Raw genomic sequence first — 13,698 nt, forward strand, 5'->3', positions numbered from 1 at the left:
TCAGGCGGCTTTCTCCAATTCAAAGGCATCATGCAGTGCCTGAACCGCAAGTTCCATGTATTTCCGGTCGATCAACACGGAAATCTTGATCTCGGAAGTTGTAATGACCTTGATGTTGATCCCCTCTTTGGAAAGGACCTGAAACATCTTGGCTGCCACGCCCGTGTGACTGCGCATTCCGATGCCCACGACCGAAACTTTGGCAACGGCTGTGTCTGCAACGATGTCGTGGAAGTTGATTTTGCCGGCGGCCTTGGCCTCCATCATCGCCTTTTCGGCGCGCTGGACCTGATTGGTCGGGCAGGAGAAGGTCATGTCGGTGCGGCCTTCCTCCGAGATGTTCTGCACGATCATGTCGACGTTCACGCCCGCCTCGGAAAGCGGGGTGAAGATCGCCGCGGCGATGCCGGGGCGGTCGGCGACGGAGACGAGGGTCATCTTGGCCTCGTCGCGGGAATAGGCCACTCCGGCCACAACATTGCTTTCCATGATGTCCTCCTCGTCGCAGACCAGTGTTCCTGCGTCGTCAGATTGTTCCTCGAAACTGCTGAGCACGCGCAGTTTCACCTTATACCGCATCGCCAGTTCGACCGAGCGGGTCTGCAGCACTTTTGCGCCCAGTGACGCGAGTTCCAGCATTTCCTCGAATGCGATGCGGTCCAGCTTGCGGGCCTTGTCGCAGATGCGCGGGTCAGTGGTGTAGACGCCGTCCACATCGGTGTAGATGTCGCAACGTTCGGCACCGAAGGCGGCGGCGAAGGCAACGGCGGTGGTGTCGGACCCACCGCGACCCAGTGTAGTGATGCGGCCTTCTGGGCTAATGCCCTGGAACCCCGCGACTACCGCGACTTTCATGCCTTCTCCGAACTTGCGCATGATGTTTTCGGGCGGGATGTCTTCGATCCGCGCGGCGGAGTGGGCCGAGGTTGTCTTGACCGGCACCTGCCAGCCTTGCCAGCTGCGCGCGGGTACGTCCATTTCCTGAAGCGTCAGAGCCATCAGACCGGCGGTGACGTTTTCGCCCGAGGACACGACGGCGTCGTATTCGCGCGCGTCGAAGAGCGGCGAGGTTTCCTCGACGAAGCCCACGAGTTTGTTGGTTTCCCCGGACATGGCCGAGACGATAACGATCACGTCATAGCCTTTGGCCACTTCGACGCCGACACGCTTTGCAGCGCGCTTGATGCGGTCAAGCGTGGCGACGGAGGTTCCGCCGAATTTCATCACGAGAACGGGCATAAGGGCCTCCCGGGTCAGACTCAGCGGTCCTTTACGTTGGGTGGGGCAGGCGCGCAAGAGCGGCAGGTGTCGCGGGCTGCTTACGTGTCCCTATAGTCAACAGCCGAGAAGGTGTCGGCGTTGAGATGGGTTTCCTTGCCGGGGACGACATCGGTATTCTGGGCGGCCACGGCCTGCCAGCCGCCGGGGCCCTTTTGAAGCACGAAGATCAGGATGGTGCTTCGATCGCCTGCAATGCTGCCGTCGGGCGCACTTTGGCCGGACAGATGGAACCGACAATGGACCACGGCATGATCCGGCCCGAGTGTTCGGGTCGTCACGACGCCCGGTTTCAGTGTGCTGTCTGCGAAGAAGGATTTCAGTGCGTAATCATGCGCTTTCGAAATTGCCGTGCGGTTGCGCCACCAGAGGCCGGTGACATTCACGAAATCCGCATCGTCTGAGAAAAGCGCACCGATCCTGTGTCCGTCCCGGCTGTGCCATGCATCGGCAAAGGCTTTTGGAAAGTCTTCTGGTGTGGCGACTGTCAAAACGGAATCGCGTCGCCGTTCCACATCTCGAAACAGCCTGTTGTGTCGAGTGACAGCGCATCGAACCGGTTCAGAAGCCCGGTGGCGGATTCTTCGGTGCCGATATCTGCGGCACTTGTACCCATATCGGTCCGGACCCATCCCGGGTGGTAGATTCCCACAGGAATGCCCTGGGGTTTCAAATCGGCGGCGAGGTTGCGACCCAGGTTGAGGGCGGCGGCCTTGGAGGCGCGGTAGATATAGCTTTGGCCACCGGCACGGGTGCTCGACCCCATCTGCGAGGAAATGATGGCGATCTTCGGAGCGTTCGAGCGTTGAAGGTGGGGCAGGAAGGCCATTACCGTCAGGTAAACGCCGGTGACATTGGTTGCGAATGTGTCGGCCCAAAGCGCCGTGTCGGTCAGGCTGTCAACGGGTTTGCCTTTTTCGAGGTAGACCCCGGCGTTGCAGACGAGGAGATCGATATCGGTGTCCTTCAGCCGGTTGGCCAGCGCGGCGCAGCTTTCCGGGTCGCGGACGTCAAGAGGAAGAAGCGCATTGTCATCCGACGTGCGGGCGGTGCCGAAAGCTGTCTGTCCACGGGCGTGTGCGGCCGACAGCAGCGCAGCGCCGATGCCGCGATTTGCGCCGGTGATCAGTACCGACATCAGTTGGATTTCCGTGTGGGTGTAAAGGGCAGGGGGGCCACGGGCACACCTTCTTCGATCAGCTTCTTCGCCTCGTCGCCCCGGGTTTCGCCCCAGATCGGCCGTTCGGGCGCTTCGCCGGAGTGGATGGCGCGGGCTTCTTTGGCGAAGTTCCGTCCGACGTAGTCAGAGTTCTTTTCGACGTATTTCTTGAGCTCTGCCAATGCCTGCTCTGCCGGGCTTGCCGGTTCCGACAGTTTGGGCCGGGTCGGAGGCTTGGTGTCTTTCTCTGCCGTGCTGACCCGTGGGGCCATCATGGCCTTGGACACGTCCGAAGTGCCGCAGACCGAACAGTTGACCAGCCCGGAGGCGTGCAGTTTGTCGAAGGCGGTTCCGGACTGGAACCAGCTGTCGAACTGGTGATCATTGGCGCATTTCAGTGTAAACTGGATCATTGCGGTGCCTGTGGCGTCTGCTCTGCCTTGTCAATTCGGTGATACCGTAAAAATAAGCGACTTGCCAAAGACATCAAGCGTTCAGCGTCTTGGTGATGTCGTGCATCAGTTGTTCGAAATCGGCTTCCTGGCGCAGCGCCTGTTTCGCCGCCTGTCCCATTGCGACCTGATCCTGTGCTGTTTTCAACTGCATCAGGGCCGCAGAAATGCTGTCGGCATCCGGACACATCCGCGCGGCGTTGGCGTGTTCCAGCCGTTGATATGCAGCGCGGAAATTGGCGGTGTCTGGTCCGTGCAGGATCGCAGAACCGAAGGCCGCCGGTTCGTAGGGCGTGTGTCCGCCGCGATCGGTCAGTGACCCGGCGACAAAAGTCACACCGGCCAGCGCATACCACAGGTGCATCTCTCCGAAGGTGTCGGCCAGATAGACCTGCGTTCCGTTCGGATCGTCACCCGTGCTGCGTCGGGCCAGAGACAGCCCGTGCTCGACGATCATCGCAGCCACCGCGTCGGCCCGTTTGGGGTGGCGCGGTGCGAGGATCAACCGGAGATCCGGGCGCTGCTTCAGGGTTTGCAGATGGGCCTGCAGAACGATGGCGTCCTCGCCTTCATGTGTGGAGGCCGCAAGCCATGTGTCCGCGCGGGCGAACGCCGCTTGCAGATCGTCGGATGGGCTGTCCGTTGGCGGGGTGTAGAGGGCCTTGAGGTCAAAAATCGGACCCTGCGCACCCGTCGGCAGACCGAACTGGGCAAAGCGCCGGGCCGAGTCCGGGTCTTGTGCGGACAGGAAGCCGAGTTTGCCCATGACACGGGCCACCATTGGTTTGAAACGTTGCCACCCCTTGGCAGAGCGTTCGGTCAGCCGGCCGCCAAGCACCAGAACAGGACCGGGCGTGTCGAGGATGCGCTGCGGCCACAGATCGGATTCCAGTGTGATATGCGCGGTGACGCCCCAGTTCCGTATGACCCGGCGCGTCGGGCCGGGCAGGTCGACCGGCGCCAGCAGAACATGGGTGTTCGGCAGCGCCCATCCCTTTGCGAGTGCCAGCGCACTGTCGGTGTTGACGGTGATCAGCAGGCTGCGCCCCTGCGTGGTCAGCCGGTCGATCACAGGCCGTGCCGATGCAAGTTCACCGTTCGACGCCGCGTGCAGCCAGATGCGGTCCTGCTTTTCCGGGGCAGGGACAAGGCCCAGTCGGGCGCGCAGAGCATCCCTGTCGCCTGCGATGGCCCGGGTCATCAGTTCCCTGCTGGCCAGCAGCGTCATCAGGAGGCGGTAAAGCAGCACTGTCAGATCCGTCGTCGCGCCGCCGGGTCAGGCCGGCGCACGTTTGAGGCGCTGATCCGCACCCGAGGGGGTCAGCAGGAGCGCGTCCTGGATGTGCCGCTCCAGTACCTTCAGCAAAACGTGGTTGTCGAACCGTTCTTCGGCCACATGACGTGCGCGTGCGGACATGGCGGGCAGGTCAGGCACGGCGATCGCGGAGGCGATGGCCTCGGCAAAGCCGTCTTCGTCATTCTCTTCCACCAGGAAACCCGTTTCGCCTTCGTCGATGGCTTCGGGAATGCCCGCGTGTCGTGTGGAGACCGTGATGCAGCCGCAGGCCATGGCTTCCTGGATCGCCGTAGGCAGCCCCTCGGTGTTGCCATCGCGGGCAGTGATCGAGTGCTGCATGAAAAACTGCGTGCTCATCAGCCGGTCGCGCACGGTGTTGTGCGGCTGGGCACCGTGAAAGCGCAGCTTGTCGCTGACACCCAGTTCCTCGGCAAGGGCGCGGGTGGGCTCGAGAAGGGGGCCGTCACCTATGAAGTCGAGCCGTGCATCGGGCAGATCGCGGGTCGCTGTCGCGAAAGCGCGCAGGGTGGTCATCGGGGCTTTCTTTTCGACAAATCGGCCAACGGCCAGAAAGCTGAGTGGTACCTTGGCCTGCGGTGCAAAGCGACGGATGTCGACCCCAGAGGGGATGACCGTGCTGTTGGGATGGGTGATCCCGTGCTTGGCAAGGTTGTCGAGCAGGAAGCGCGAGACCGAGAACACGCCCGCAAGCCGTGGCATCATCTTGCGATAGGCAGAGCGCATCCGTTCGGTGCGGATTGCCTTGGACGCATCGGTGCCCCGGAAGTAGGTGAAGATCGGAATGTCCAGCGCGTTGGCCAGCGGTGCCAGGGCGAGCGCCTGCGTTCCGAACTCGGCCAGAACCACATCGACACGTTCATCGCGCAGGAACTTCACAAGTGCATCCTTTGCCTCGCCGAAGGGCAGGCGGGAGGTCCCGTGCTCCAGCCGATTGCGCAGAAGCCACCAGGGCGCAACCATGATGTCGCGTCCGGACAGCCCGTCGCGGCGCACGAAGTACGGCTTGCCATAGGGATTGTCGCCCCGGAACCGACCGCAGACCACAACCGTGTTGCCACCGAACAGGTGTTCGATGTGGCGGTTGATGAATGTTTCGCCGCCGAGGTGGTATTCGCCAGTCGCAATCGCTGCGCGCATGAGCAAGGGTCCGAAAGATAACGACCCTTTAGGTATCAGCGCAGTGTGCCGCCAGCAAGGTCGGACGTGTCGTCGGATTTCTCATATTCTTGCGGCGCGTATTGGCCGGTCAGCCGAACATCAGTGCCGGTTTCTGTACCGCGATCAACGTACCGAGGATCGGTGCGCCCAGTTCATTGCGCAGGCGCGCGTGCTTGATCATCTTCGGTTTCGGAAATCCGGCCTCGGCCAGAGTCTTTTGCATGTAAGCGTCGGTATGCTTGTGACGTCCAGACGGATAGAGCTTGAACCCGGTGGCGACATCGGGGTCGTTCTCGTGCTCGACGGTCAGCAGCAGCCAGCCTCCGGGGGTAAGGATGCTGGATAGATTGCGTAACACTGTGTTCAGAGCCCCGAAATAGACAAGGACGTCTGCGCAGACGATCATGTCGAACTTGCCTTCGGGATAGGTGACGATTTCGGACAGGTCGGTGCGGGCCAGATAATCATAGCCGCCCTTCTGGCGGGAAATCTCGAGCATCTTCACCGACAGGTCGATCCCGTGCAGTTCTTTCGCATAGGGCCGAAGAAAGCCCGCACACAGGCCAGTGCCGCAGCCGGCATCCAGAATACGGCGGGTTCCGGTCTTGGGCAGGTTCAGTTCCTCCAGCGCAGTAAACACCATGCTGGGGCCATTATTGTCGAGCTTGGTAAGCTGCTTGTCGTAGTCGTCGGCAAATTCGTCGAACAATTCCACAGCCATACCATGCTGGTCCTCGGCTGTTTTCTTCATGCCTTTGGACGCGAGGAAGAAATCCAGTTTGGCGCGCTGGGTCTTGGTCTTGCAGTGCTTTTTCGCCCGTTCTAGGCAGGCGCGGGAGGCGTCGTCGCAATTGAGGTGATCGAAGATCATCGCAAAGTGAATCGCGCCGTTGAACTTGTTGTCGGTCAGATCGCAATAGCGTTGCGTGATTGCCATTGCGTCGTCCAGTCGGTCGCGATGCACAAGAAAGGCGGCATAACCAACAGCCACTGTGAGGTTGTCCGGCGCGGTGTCGATGGCCTTGCGGCAGAGCACTTCGGCCTCGTCATAGCGCTCGAGATCCGCAAGCGCCTCGGCGGCGGGAAGCAAAGCGCGCTCGGGGTCTTCGAGGCGGTCCATGACCAACTGAAGTTTGGCATAGGAGTTTTCGAACACGGAATTGGCAATGTCCGTGTGGCCGAGATCCCGAACCAGCAACCCGACCTTGATTCCGGCGTTCACAGGAAGGCCGGGCGTTTTCAGGATGCTTTCACACAACTCCATGGCCTCATCGACATCTCCCGCGTCGATCAGCGCACGCGCCTCTTCGATCCTTCCGACAATCCTTGCAACTTCGGCTTCGTCAATCTCCAGGACGACAGGCGCCGCTTCGGTGGTCCGATCCGACTGCATCTCTGCCACGGCTTAATCCCTCAACAAATTCACCCGAAGAGTGTGCGGCGGTCCGAGACACAAATCCAGAGTTCTCTTGACAAAAAAACTCGCGGTGCGAGGCGGCAGCACGCAATCTCGGCTGTTTGCGCGGTCTGCACTGCTTTGGGTGAGGATGGTGCTGCTGGAGAGAATTGAACTCTCGACCTCTCCCTTACCAAGGGAGTGCTCTACCTCTGAGCTACAGCAGCGCCGGGGCGCCTTGGTTGGCGTGGCGGGTGATTAGACGCAAACGGAAATCGGTGCAAGCGCAATCTGGACCCTTTTTTGCCTCTGGGATAGGAAGTGTCCATGACGCAGAAAACCTCATCGGGAAAATCGACGGCGCAGGCGCGGGAAGACAGGCTCAAGGCCGCGCTCAAGGCCAACATGGCCAAGCGCAAGGCGCAGGCGCGCGCGCGTTCTGCCGGAACGGCGGATGAGGCAAAAGACAACAAGAGTACGAGCGAGGGCAGTTAAGTTCGATGGACCAGATTATCGTGACGGGGAACGGCCCGCTGAACGGGCAGATTCCCATTGCGGGCGCAAAGAATGCCTGCCTGACATTGATGCCGGCGACGCTATTGAGCGATGAACCGCTGACACTCACCAATGCGCCGCGTCTGAGCGACATCCGCACCATGACGACGCTGTTGCAGTCGCTTGGGGCCGAAGTGCAGGCGTTGCAGGACGGACAGGTGTTGGCCATGTCGAGCCACGACCTGACCTCGACGCGTGCCGAATACGACATCGTGCGCAAGATGCGGGCATCGATTCTCGTGTTGGGGCCCTTGCTGGCGCGGTTCGGACATGCCGAGGTTTCGCTGCCCGGCGGCTGTGCGATTGGCGCGCGCCCGGTGGATCTGCACCTCAAGGCGTTCGAGGCGATGGGGGCCGAACTGGACCTGCGCGACGGGTATGTGCATGCAAAGGCGCCTGCGGGCGGATTGCAGGGTGGGATCGTCGAGTTTCCGTTTGTGTCGGTCGGGGCGACCGAAAACGCGCTGATGGCAGCGACCCTGGCGAAGGGGACGACGGTTCTCAGGAATGCGGCACGTGAGCCGGAGATTGTCGATCTGGCGCACTGTCTGCAGAAAATGGGTGCGCAGATTGAAGGCGAAGGCACGTCCGAGATCACCATTCAGGGGGTCGATACTCTTGGCGGCGCGACGCACCGGGTCGTGACGGACCGGATCGAACTGGGTACGTACATGCTGGCTCCGGCGATCTGCGGCGGCGAGGTCGAGTGTCTCGGCGGCACGATCGACCTGCTGGCGGCGTTCTGCGAAAAGCTGGATGCGGCAGGGGTTTCGGTCGAGGAAACACCGAACGGGTTGAAGGTTTCGCGCAAGAACGGGCGGGTGTCGGCGGTGGATGTGACGACCGAACCGTTCCCCGGTTTCCCGACCGATTTGCAGGCACAGATGATGGCGCTGCTCTGCACCGCCGAAGGCACCAGTGTTCTGGAAGAAAAGATCTTCGAGAATCGTTTCATGCACGCGCCGGAACTGGTGCGGATGGGTGCGAAGATCGACGTGCATGGCGGGACCGCCAGGGTGACCGGTGTCAACCGGCTGCGCGGCGCGCCGGTGATGGCGACCGATCTGCGCGCCTCGGTGTCGCTGATTCTTGCCGGGCTTGCCGCCGAGGGCGAAACCATCGTGAGCCGGGTGTACCACCTTGACCGTGGGTATGAGCACGTTGTGCGCAAACTCTCCGGTGTTGGGGCCAAGATAGAGCGGGTGACGGGACAGTGACTCAGGACGCCACATTCGAAGACGGGGCTGCCCGCCCGCTGCGGCTGGTGGCGATGGATGACGACGATCTGCAGGTGCTGTCGGCGCTCTGTCAGGATGCCGTGTTTCCGTCGACGGAAATGCAGTGGCAGCGCAGCAGGGCGCGGTTCGGCATCCTGCTCAACCGGTTTCGCTGGGAGGACGTGCCGTCTGCCCAGCGCGGCGGCCGCAAGCCCGAGCGCGTGCAGTCTGTGCTCGCGGTGGAAAACGTCGAGCGGGTCGCCAGCCAGGGTGTGCCGCGCGGCGATGCGGATACGATTCTCTCGTTTCTCTCGGTCACGTTCGAGCCGGACGAGGCAGGCGGCGGTGCGGTGCTGCTGACGCTGGCGGGCGATGGGGCGCTGCGGCTTCAAGTGAGTGCGCTCGAGGTTGCGCTGCGCGATGTGACCAAGCCCTATGCGGCGGTGTCGGGCAAGGTGCCGGGCCATCCGGAATGACCATACGGCGGCTGACGTCGAAAGATCTGTCGGCCTATCGGGCGATTTGGGCGGATGGTCTGATGAAGGTGCCCACTGCCTTTCTGTTCGGTGCCGAAGAGGTTCGCGCCATTCCCAACAAGGATGTCGAGAAGATGCTCGAGGTCAATCTGACTTTGGGCGCTTTTGACGATGCCAGGCGGCTGGTCGGGTTTGTTTCGGCCCGGCGCGGCGGGCCGCAGCGGATGCAGCACATGGCCGATATCGGCCCGCTTTACGTGCGATCCGAGGCGCAGGGGCAGGGTTTTGGCCGGGCGTTGATGGACGCGCTTTTGCAGCAATTGGCGACGGCGGGCATCCAGCAGGTGGAACTGTGCGTCGATGTGGAGAATACCGGAGCACAGAAGCTCTATCACGCGCTGGGCTTTCATGTGTTCGGACGAAGACCCCGATCGGTGTTGATCGACGGCGATGGGCGGGATGATTTCCTGATGATCAAGGCATTGGATGGCACGGACCTGACGCGCGGCGCTTGAGGGTTCGGGCGGCGCGGTCTAAGTACCCGGCAAAGCTGATCCGGAGGGCGTCATGCCGCAATTCCTGTCCACGAAAGATGCCGATTTCGAAAGCCGCTTTGCCGCGCTGCTGAGCGCCAAGCGCGAGGACAGCCCGGATGTGGACGACGTGGTTGCGGGGATCATTGCGGATGTGCGGGCGCGCGGCGATGACGCGGTGCTTGAACTGACGGCGAAATTCGATCGGCTGGACCTGACCGCAGCCCAGATGCGCGTGTCAGAGGCAGAGATCGACGCCGAGATCGCCAAGGTGCCCGAGGCCGAGCGTGTGGCGCTGGAAACGGCGGCAGAGCGCATCCGCGCTTACCATACCCGGCAGATGCCAAAGGACGAAATGTGGACCGATCCGGACGGAGCCACATTGGGCTGGCGCTGGACGGCCGTTTCGGCAGCAGGGCTTTACGTGCCCGGCGGGCTGGCCAGCTATCCGTCCTCGGTCCTGATGAACGCGGTCCCTGCCAAGGTGGCGGGGGTCAAGCGGCTGGCGGTGACTGTGCCCACGCCGGATGGGGTGATCAACCCGCTGGTGATGATGGCCTGCCGCATTGCCGGTGTAAATGAGGTCTACCGCATCGGTGGCGCGCAGGCGGTTGCGGCGCTGGCCTACGGGACTGAGACCATCGCGCCGGTGGACAAGATCACCGGGCCGGGCAACGCCTTTGTTGCGGCGGCAAAGCGCCGGGTCTTCGGCAAGGTGGGGATCGACATGATCGCCGGGCCGTCGGAGATCCTCGTGATTGCGGATGGCGAGAATGACCCGGACTGGATTGCTTTGGACCTGATGTCTCAGGCGGAACACGACGAGAGCGCGCAGTCTTTGCTGATCACCACCGATGCTGCCTTTGGTCAGGCGGTGGCGGACGCGGTCGAGAAGCGGCTGGAAACGCTGGAACGCCGCGCGATTGCCGGGGCAAGCTGGCGCGATTTCGGCGCGGTGATCACCGTGCGGGATCTGGATGAGGCGGCGGCGCTCTGTGACCGGATCGCGCCGGAACATCTGGAACTTTGTGTCGACGATCCCGACGCGCTGTCCGCGAAGATCACCCATGCCGGCGCGATCTTCCTTGGTCAGTGGACGCCCGAGGCCATCGGCGATTATGTCGGCGGTCCGAACCACGTACTGCCCACGGCGCGGTCGGCGCGGTTCTCGTCCGGTCTGTCGGTGCTGGATTTTCTCAAACGGACAACGCTGGCGAAAATGTCGCCCGACGCGTTGCGGGCGATCGGTCCGGCGGCGGAAACGCTGGCCCGGTCGGAATCGCTCGAGGCGCACGGGCTGTCGGTGACGGCACGTCTGCGCAAGCTCAACGGCTGATCTTTCCCACAGTCCTCAGATGCGGTAGCGATTGGCGGACCAAGCAAGAGGTGCGCGATGATCCCGGTTCAGGGTTTTGCAGGCCATCAGGTGGCCGTGTTGGGTTTGGGCCGATCCGGCCTGTCTGCAGCGCGGGCCCTGCGCGAAGGCGGGGCGACGGCGGTGTGCTGGGATGACAACCCCAAAGCCCGCGAGGCTGCTGAGGCCGAAGGATTCGAAACCCGCGAGTTGACCCGCGATGGCGCCTTCGACGAGATTGCCTGCCTGATCGTCAGTCCCGGCATCCCGCATCTCTACCCGACACCGAATCCGGTGATCGCCAAAGCCTGGGCGGCGGGTGTGCCGGTGGATAATGACATCGGCCTGTTTTTCCGGTCCCTTGCCACCAGAGAGTGGGACGAGTTCGACACAGCGCCGCGCGTGATCGCGGTGACCGGGTCCAACGGCAAGTCCACCACCTCGGCGCTGATCCATCACATCCTTTCGACCACCGACCGGCACAGCCAGTTGGCGGGTAATATCGGGCGCGGTGTTCTGGACATCGATCCTCCGGGCGATGGCGATGTGGTGGTGCTGGAGCTGTCCAGTTACCAAACCGATCTGGCCCGTGCGTTGACCCCCGATGTGGCGGTGTTCACCAACCTGTCGCCGGACCACCTTGACCGGCACGCCGGGCTGGGCGGGTATTTCGCGGCCAAGCGCCGGCTCTTTGCCGAAGGCGGACCGGACCGTGCGGTGATCGGTGTGGACGAGAACGAAGGGCTGTATATTGCCAACCAGCTCTCCGAAGGGCCGGGCGATGATCGGGTGATCCGCGTGTCCTCGGGTCAGAAGTTGACTGGGCCGGGCTGGCATGTCTATGCGCGAAAGGGGTTCCTGACCGAGTGGCGCAAGGGCAAACAGGTCGGCTCAATCGACCTGCGCGAAATCAAGGGCTTGCCCGGTGCCCACAACCATCAGAATGCCTGCGCCGCCTATGCGGCCACGCGCGCGCTGGGCGTTGCCCCGCGCCAGATCGAAGCCGCGATGACGTCGTTTGCCGGTCTGCCGCATCGCAGCCAAATCATCGCTGAGAAAAACGGCGTGACCTTTGTGAACGACAGCAAGGCCACCAACGTGGATTCCGCGCTGAAGGCGTTGCAGGCGTTCAAGAACATCCGCTGGATCTGTGGTGGGTTGCAAAAGGAAGGGGGGCTTGATGCGCTGGCCCCCGGTTTTGACCATGTGCGCAAGGCCTACGTCATCGGACGCGAGGCGGACGGGTTTGCGGTGCAACTGACCGGCGTCGAGGCTGAAGCCTGTGGAACGATGGAGGTTGCTGTGGCCCGCGCCGCTGCCGAGGCGGAACCGGGCGACGTGGTGCTGCTGGCACCTGCGGCGGCGAGCTTTGACCAGTACGACAGCTTTGAAAAACGCGGCGAGGATTTCGCCGCGCGGGTGCAAGCGGCTCTGGCCCAGCTCTAGCTGGCGGATCGGGCGGGTGGCGTGCGCAGCTCGTGCATCAGACCTGCCTTGACCGCATCGGCATGGATCACACCCAGCTGCGCGGGAACCTTCTTCAGATCGAGGATATAGGCGATGGCAAAGCGGTGCATGCCGCCGCCGTCGCGCAGCGGGGTGCCGTCCCGCGCGATGTGCACAAGGATGCCGCCCTGTTCACCGCGTGTCTGATTGACGCTGCCATGCGGACGCAGCGTGCCGGTGCGCTGGGCTTCCTCGTAAATTCGGTCGAGCCGTTCATAACGCGCGATCAGGTCCTCGCGGGTGTGGCAGCCGTCGATGCGACCCTTCTCGTCGATCTGCCTGAGCATCCAGTCGAACAGGTCGGTTTGCTGCCAGGGCACACCGCGTTCGAAATGGTCACGGATGCTGTCGAGCTTGATCTGGCTGCCGAAGGGTTTGCGGGACTGATCCCAGTCGCCACCCGCGACCAACCCGGAATGACGCCGCCGGTACCGGGGCGCGCCGTTCTCGGGATCGGGCTTGTACCAATGCGTCACGTCACGGGCGCGGACCCAGATCAGCTCGTCGCTCTGAGGGGCGTCCGCCCCATAGCGCAGCCGGTTGGTAAGGTCGCGCAGAACCTTGACCGGCACGCCCGCGCGGATTGATTTGCGCAGATCACTCATGCCGGTGCATCCCGATATTGGGCGAGCGCATTGCTTGCCAGCGCGTCCGGATGCACCACTCCAAGCTGTGCCGGGATGCGGGTCAGCCCCAACGCGCGGGCGATGCCCACGCGATGATTGCCGATAGCGCCGAAGATCGGGTCTCCGTTGCGGTCGATATGAACAAACACGCCTTCCGGCAGTCGCGGCCCGGTGCGGGAGGGAACGGTGTCGTCGCGATAGTCATTATCCCGAATGTCCGAATAAAGAGCGTCGATCTTTTGGTATCTTGCAATAATGTCGGCAAGGGAGCGACAGCTGTCGAATGGTCCCCGTTCCGCAATCATTGCCTGCATCCGGTCGTAGATGCCGGTCTCTTCCCAGGACTTCCCATCGCGGAAATGCGCCAGACAGGCGGCAACCTTCCAGGAGAGGTCGGTGGGTTCGGTGTTCCGATCCCAGTCCCCTTCGATCACCATGCCGGAATGGCGGCGTTTGAAATCCGGAGTCTGCGCGGCGTTCCGCGTGTAGATTCGGGTCAGGTTTCGTGGATCGATCCAGATCCGTTCCTGCGCAATGGGGGCGTCGCTGCCTTTGAGGGCGCGGTTTGCCAGATCGCGCAGCGGCCCGCGCAAGAGGGCGAGCGGAGCTTTGGGAACGGAGGAGGGTGCGCGGGACATGCGCGCAGATGTGTAACAGGACGATGATGGAT

Annotated in this window: 15 protein-coding genes and 1 tRNA gene; 6 read left to right on the forward strand and 10 right to left on the reverse strand. The window is 62.6% G+C overall.

Annotated elements, in window-relative coordinates; genetic code table 11:
- From MGEO_RS07100 to MGEO_RS07135, 8 genes are all read right to left on the reverse strand, one after another.
- Window positions 1-1,239, reverse strand: a complete 1,239-nt coding sequence (locus tag MGEO_RS07100; protein ID WP_085636032.1) for an aspartate kinase — start codon at window positions 1,237-1,239, stop codon at window positions 1-3.
- Between the two features lie 80 nt (window positions 1,240-1,319).
- Complete coding sequence (locus MGEO_RS07105; protein ID WP_085636134.1) at window positions 1,320-1,769, reverse strand: SgcJ/EcaC family oxidoreductase; 450 nt, start codon at window positions 1,767-1,769, stop codon at window positions 1,320-1,322.
- Window positions 1,766-2,416: an SDR family oxidoreductase gene (locus MGEO_RS07110; protein WP_085636033.1), complete on the reverse strand. Its 651-nt coding sequence runs from the start codon at window positions 2,414-2,416 to the stop codon at window positions 1,766-1,768. Before MGEO_RS07110 ends, MGEO_RS07105 begins: the two co-directional genes overlap by 4 nt.
- Window positions 2,416-2,850 (reverse strand): DUF1178 family protein, encoded by a 435-nt coding sequence (locus MGEO_RS07115; protein WP_085636034.1) that lies wholly within the window; start codon window positions 2,848-2,850, stop codon window positions 2,416-2,418. The genes MGEO_RS07110 and MGEO_RS07115 overlap by 1 nt, the downstream gene beginning before the upstream one ends.
- Before the next feature lie 73 nt (window positions 2,851-2,923).
- Window positions 2,924-4,138 (reverse strand): 3-deoxy-D-manno-octulosonic acid transferase, encoded by a 1,215-nt coding sequence (locus tag MGEO_RS07120; protein WP_085636035.1) that lies wholly within the window; start codon window positions 4,136-4,138, stop codon window positions 2,924-2,926.
- A gap of 27 nt (window positions 4,139-4,165) precedes the next feature.
- Complete coding sequence (locus tag MGEO_RS07125; RefSeq protein ID WP_085636036.1) at window positions 4,166-5,344, reverse strand: glycosyltransferase; 1,179 nt, start codon at window positions 5,342-5,344, stop codon at window positions 4,166-4,168.
- Window positions 5,345-5,453: 109 nt separating this feature from the next.
- The gene (locus MGEO_RS07130; protein ID WP_106299149.1) at window positions 5,454-6,758 is read right to left on the reverse strand and encodes a methyltransferase domain-containing protein; all 1,305 of its coding nucleotides are present in this window, start codon (window positions 6,756-6,758) and stop codon (window positions 5,454-5,456) included.
- Window positions 6,759-6,913: 155 nt separating this feature from the next.
- Window positions 6,914-6,988: transfer RNA gene (locus MGEO_RS07135), tRNA-Thr, on the reverse strand.
- Between the two features lie 100 nt (window positions 6,989-7,088).
- Between MGEO_RS07135 and MGEO_RS21555 the strand changes: the two genes are divergently transcribed.
- From MGEO_RS21555 to murD, 6 genes are read left to right on the forward strand one after another with little or no spacing between them, the layout of a single operon-like run.
- Window positions 7,089-7,256, forward strand: coding sequence for a hypothetical protein (locus MGEO_RS21555; protein WP_170102896.1), 168 nt, complete (start codon window positions 7,089-7,091; stop codon window positions 7,254-7,256).
- Between the two features lie 5 nt (window positions 7,257-7,261).
- Complete coding sequence (murA, locus tag MGEO_RS07140) at window positions 7,262-8,533, forward strand: UDP-N-acetylglucosamine 1-carboxyvinyltransferase (protein WP_085636038.1); 1,272 nt, start codon at window positions 7,262-7,264, stop codon at window positions 8,531-8,533.
- Window positions 8,530-9,009, forward strand: a complete 480-nt coding sequence (locus MGEO_RS07145; protein WP_249033520.1) for a DUF2948 family protein — start codon at window positions 8,530-8,532, stop codon at window positions 9,007-9,009. The genes murA and MGEO_RS07145 overlap by 4 nt, the downstream gene beginning before the upstream one ends.
- Window positions 9,006-9,524: a GNAT family N-acetyltransferase gene (locus tag MGEO_RS07150; RefSeq protein WP_085636039.1), complete on the forward strand. Its 519-nt coding sequence runs from the start codon at window positions 9,006-9,008 to the stop codon at window positions 9,522-9,524. Before MGEO_RS07145 ends, MGEO_RS07150 begins: the two co-directional genes overlap by 4 nt.
- Window positions 9,525-9,576: 52 nt before the next feature.
- Window positions 9,577-10,878 (forward strand): histidinol dehydrogenase, encoded by a 1,302-nt coding sequence (hisD, locus tag MGEO_RS07155; protein WP_085636040.1) that lies wholly within the window; start codon window positions 9,577-9,579, stop codon window positions 10,876-10,878.
- Window positions 10,879-10,935: 57 nt separating this feature from the next.
- Window positions 10,936-12,342 (forward strand): UDP-N-acetylmuramoyl-L-alanine--D-glutamate ligase, encoded by a 1,407-nt coding sequence (gene murD / locus MGEO_RS07160; RefSeq protein WP_085636041.1) that lies wholly within the window; start codon window positions 10,936-10,938, stop codon window positions 12,340-12,342.
- Here murD and MGEO_RS07165 read toward each other — a convergent pair.
- Window positions 12,339-13,007 carry a hypothetical protein gene (locus MGEO_RS07165; RefSeq protein ID WP_085636042.1) on the reverse strand — a complete coding sequence of 223 codons (669 nt, stop codon included), beginning with the start codon at window positions 13,005-13,007 and terminating at the stop codon, window positions 12,339-12,341. The two genes, murD and MGEO_RS07165, sit on opposite strands and share 4 nt — an antisense overlap.
- The gene (locus MGEO_RS07170) at window positions 13,004-13,666 is read right to left on the reverse strand and encodes a hypothetical protein (RefSeq protein ID WP_085636043.1); all 663 of its coding nucleotides are present in this window, start codon (window positions 13,664-13,666) and stop codon (window positions 13,004-13,006) included. The genes MGEO_RS07165 and MGEO_RS07170 overlap by 4 nt, the downstream gene beginning before the upstream one ends.
- Window positions 13,667-13,698 lie beyond the last annotated feature (32 nt).

It is taken from the genome of Marivita geojedonensis, from assembly GCF_002115805.1.
Taxonomy (GTDB): Bacteria; Pseudomonadota; Alphaproteobacteria; order Rhodobacterales; family Rhodobacteraceae; genus Marivita; species Marivita geojedonensis.

What these genes read in the sequence shown, in the direction of transcription:
- MGEO_RS07100 (WP_085636032.1), bottom strand. Translation starts at nt 1,239, where the DNA reads ATGCCCGTTCTCGTGATGAAATTCGGCGGAACCTCCGTCGCCACGCTT.
- MGEO_RS07110 (WP_085636033.1), bottom strand. Translation starts at nt 2,416, where the DNA reads ATGTCGGTACTGATCACCGGCGCAAATCGCGGCATCGGCGCTGCGCTG.
- MGEO_RS07115 (WP_085636034.1), bottom strand. Translation starts at nt 2,850, where the DNA reads ATGATCCAGTTTACACTGAAATGCGCCAATGATCACCAGTTCGACAGC.
- MGEO_RS07125 (WP_085636036.1), bottom strand. Translation starts at nt 5,344, where the DNA reads ATGCGCGCAGCGATTGCGACTGGCGAATACCACCTCGGCGGCGAAACA.
- MGEO_RS07130 (WP_106299149.1), bottom strand. Translation starts at nt 6,758, where the DNA reads ATGCAGTCGGATCGGACCACCGAAGCGGCGCCTGTCGTCCTGGAGATT.
- MGEO_RS21555 (WP_170102896.1), top strand. Translation starts at nt 7,089, where the DNA reads ATGACGCAGAAAACCTCATCGGGAAAATCGACGGCGCAGGCGCGGGAA.
- murA (WP_085636038.1), top strand. Translation starts at nt 7,262, where the DNA reads ATGGACCAGATTATCGTGACGGGGAACGGCCCGCTGAACGGGCAGATT.
- MGEO_RS07150 (WP_085636039.1), top strand. Translation starts at nt 9,006, where the DNA reads ATGACCATACGGCGGCTGACGTCGAAAGATCTGTCGGCCTATCGGGCG.
- hisD (WP_085636040.1), top strand. Translation starts at nt 9,577, where the DNA reads ATGCCGCAATTCCTGTCCACGAAAGATGCCGATTTCGAAAGCCGCTTT.
- murD (WP_085636041.1), top strand. Translation starts at nt 10,936, where the DNA reads ATGATCCCGGTTCAGGGTTTTGCAGGCCATCAGGTGGCCGTGTTGGGT.
- MGEO_RS07165 (WP_085636042.1), bottom strand. Translation starts at nt 13,007, where the DNA reads ATGAGTGATCTGCGCAAATCAATCCGCGCGGGCGTGCCGGTCAAGGTT.
- MGEO_RS07170 (WP_085636043.1), bottom strand. Translation starts at nt 13,666, where the DNA reads ATGTCCCGCGCACCCTCCTCCGTTCCCAAAGCTCCGCTCGCCCTCTTG.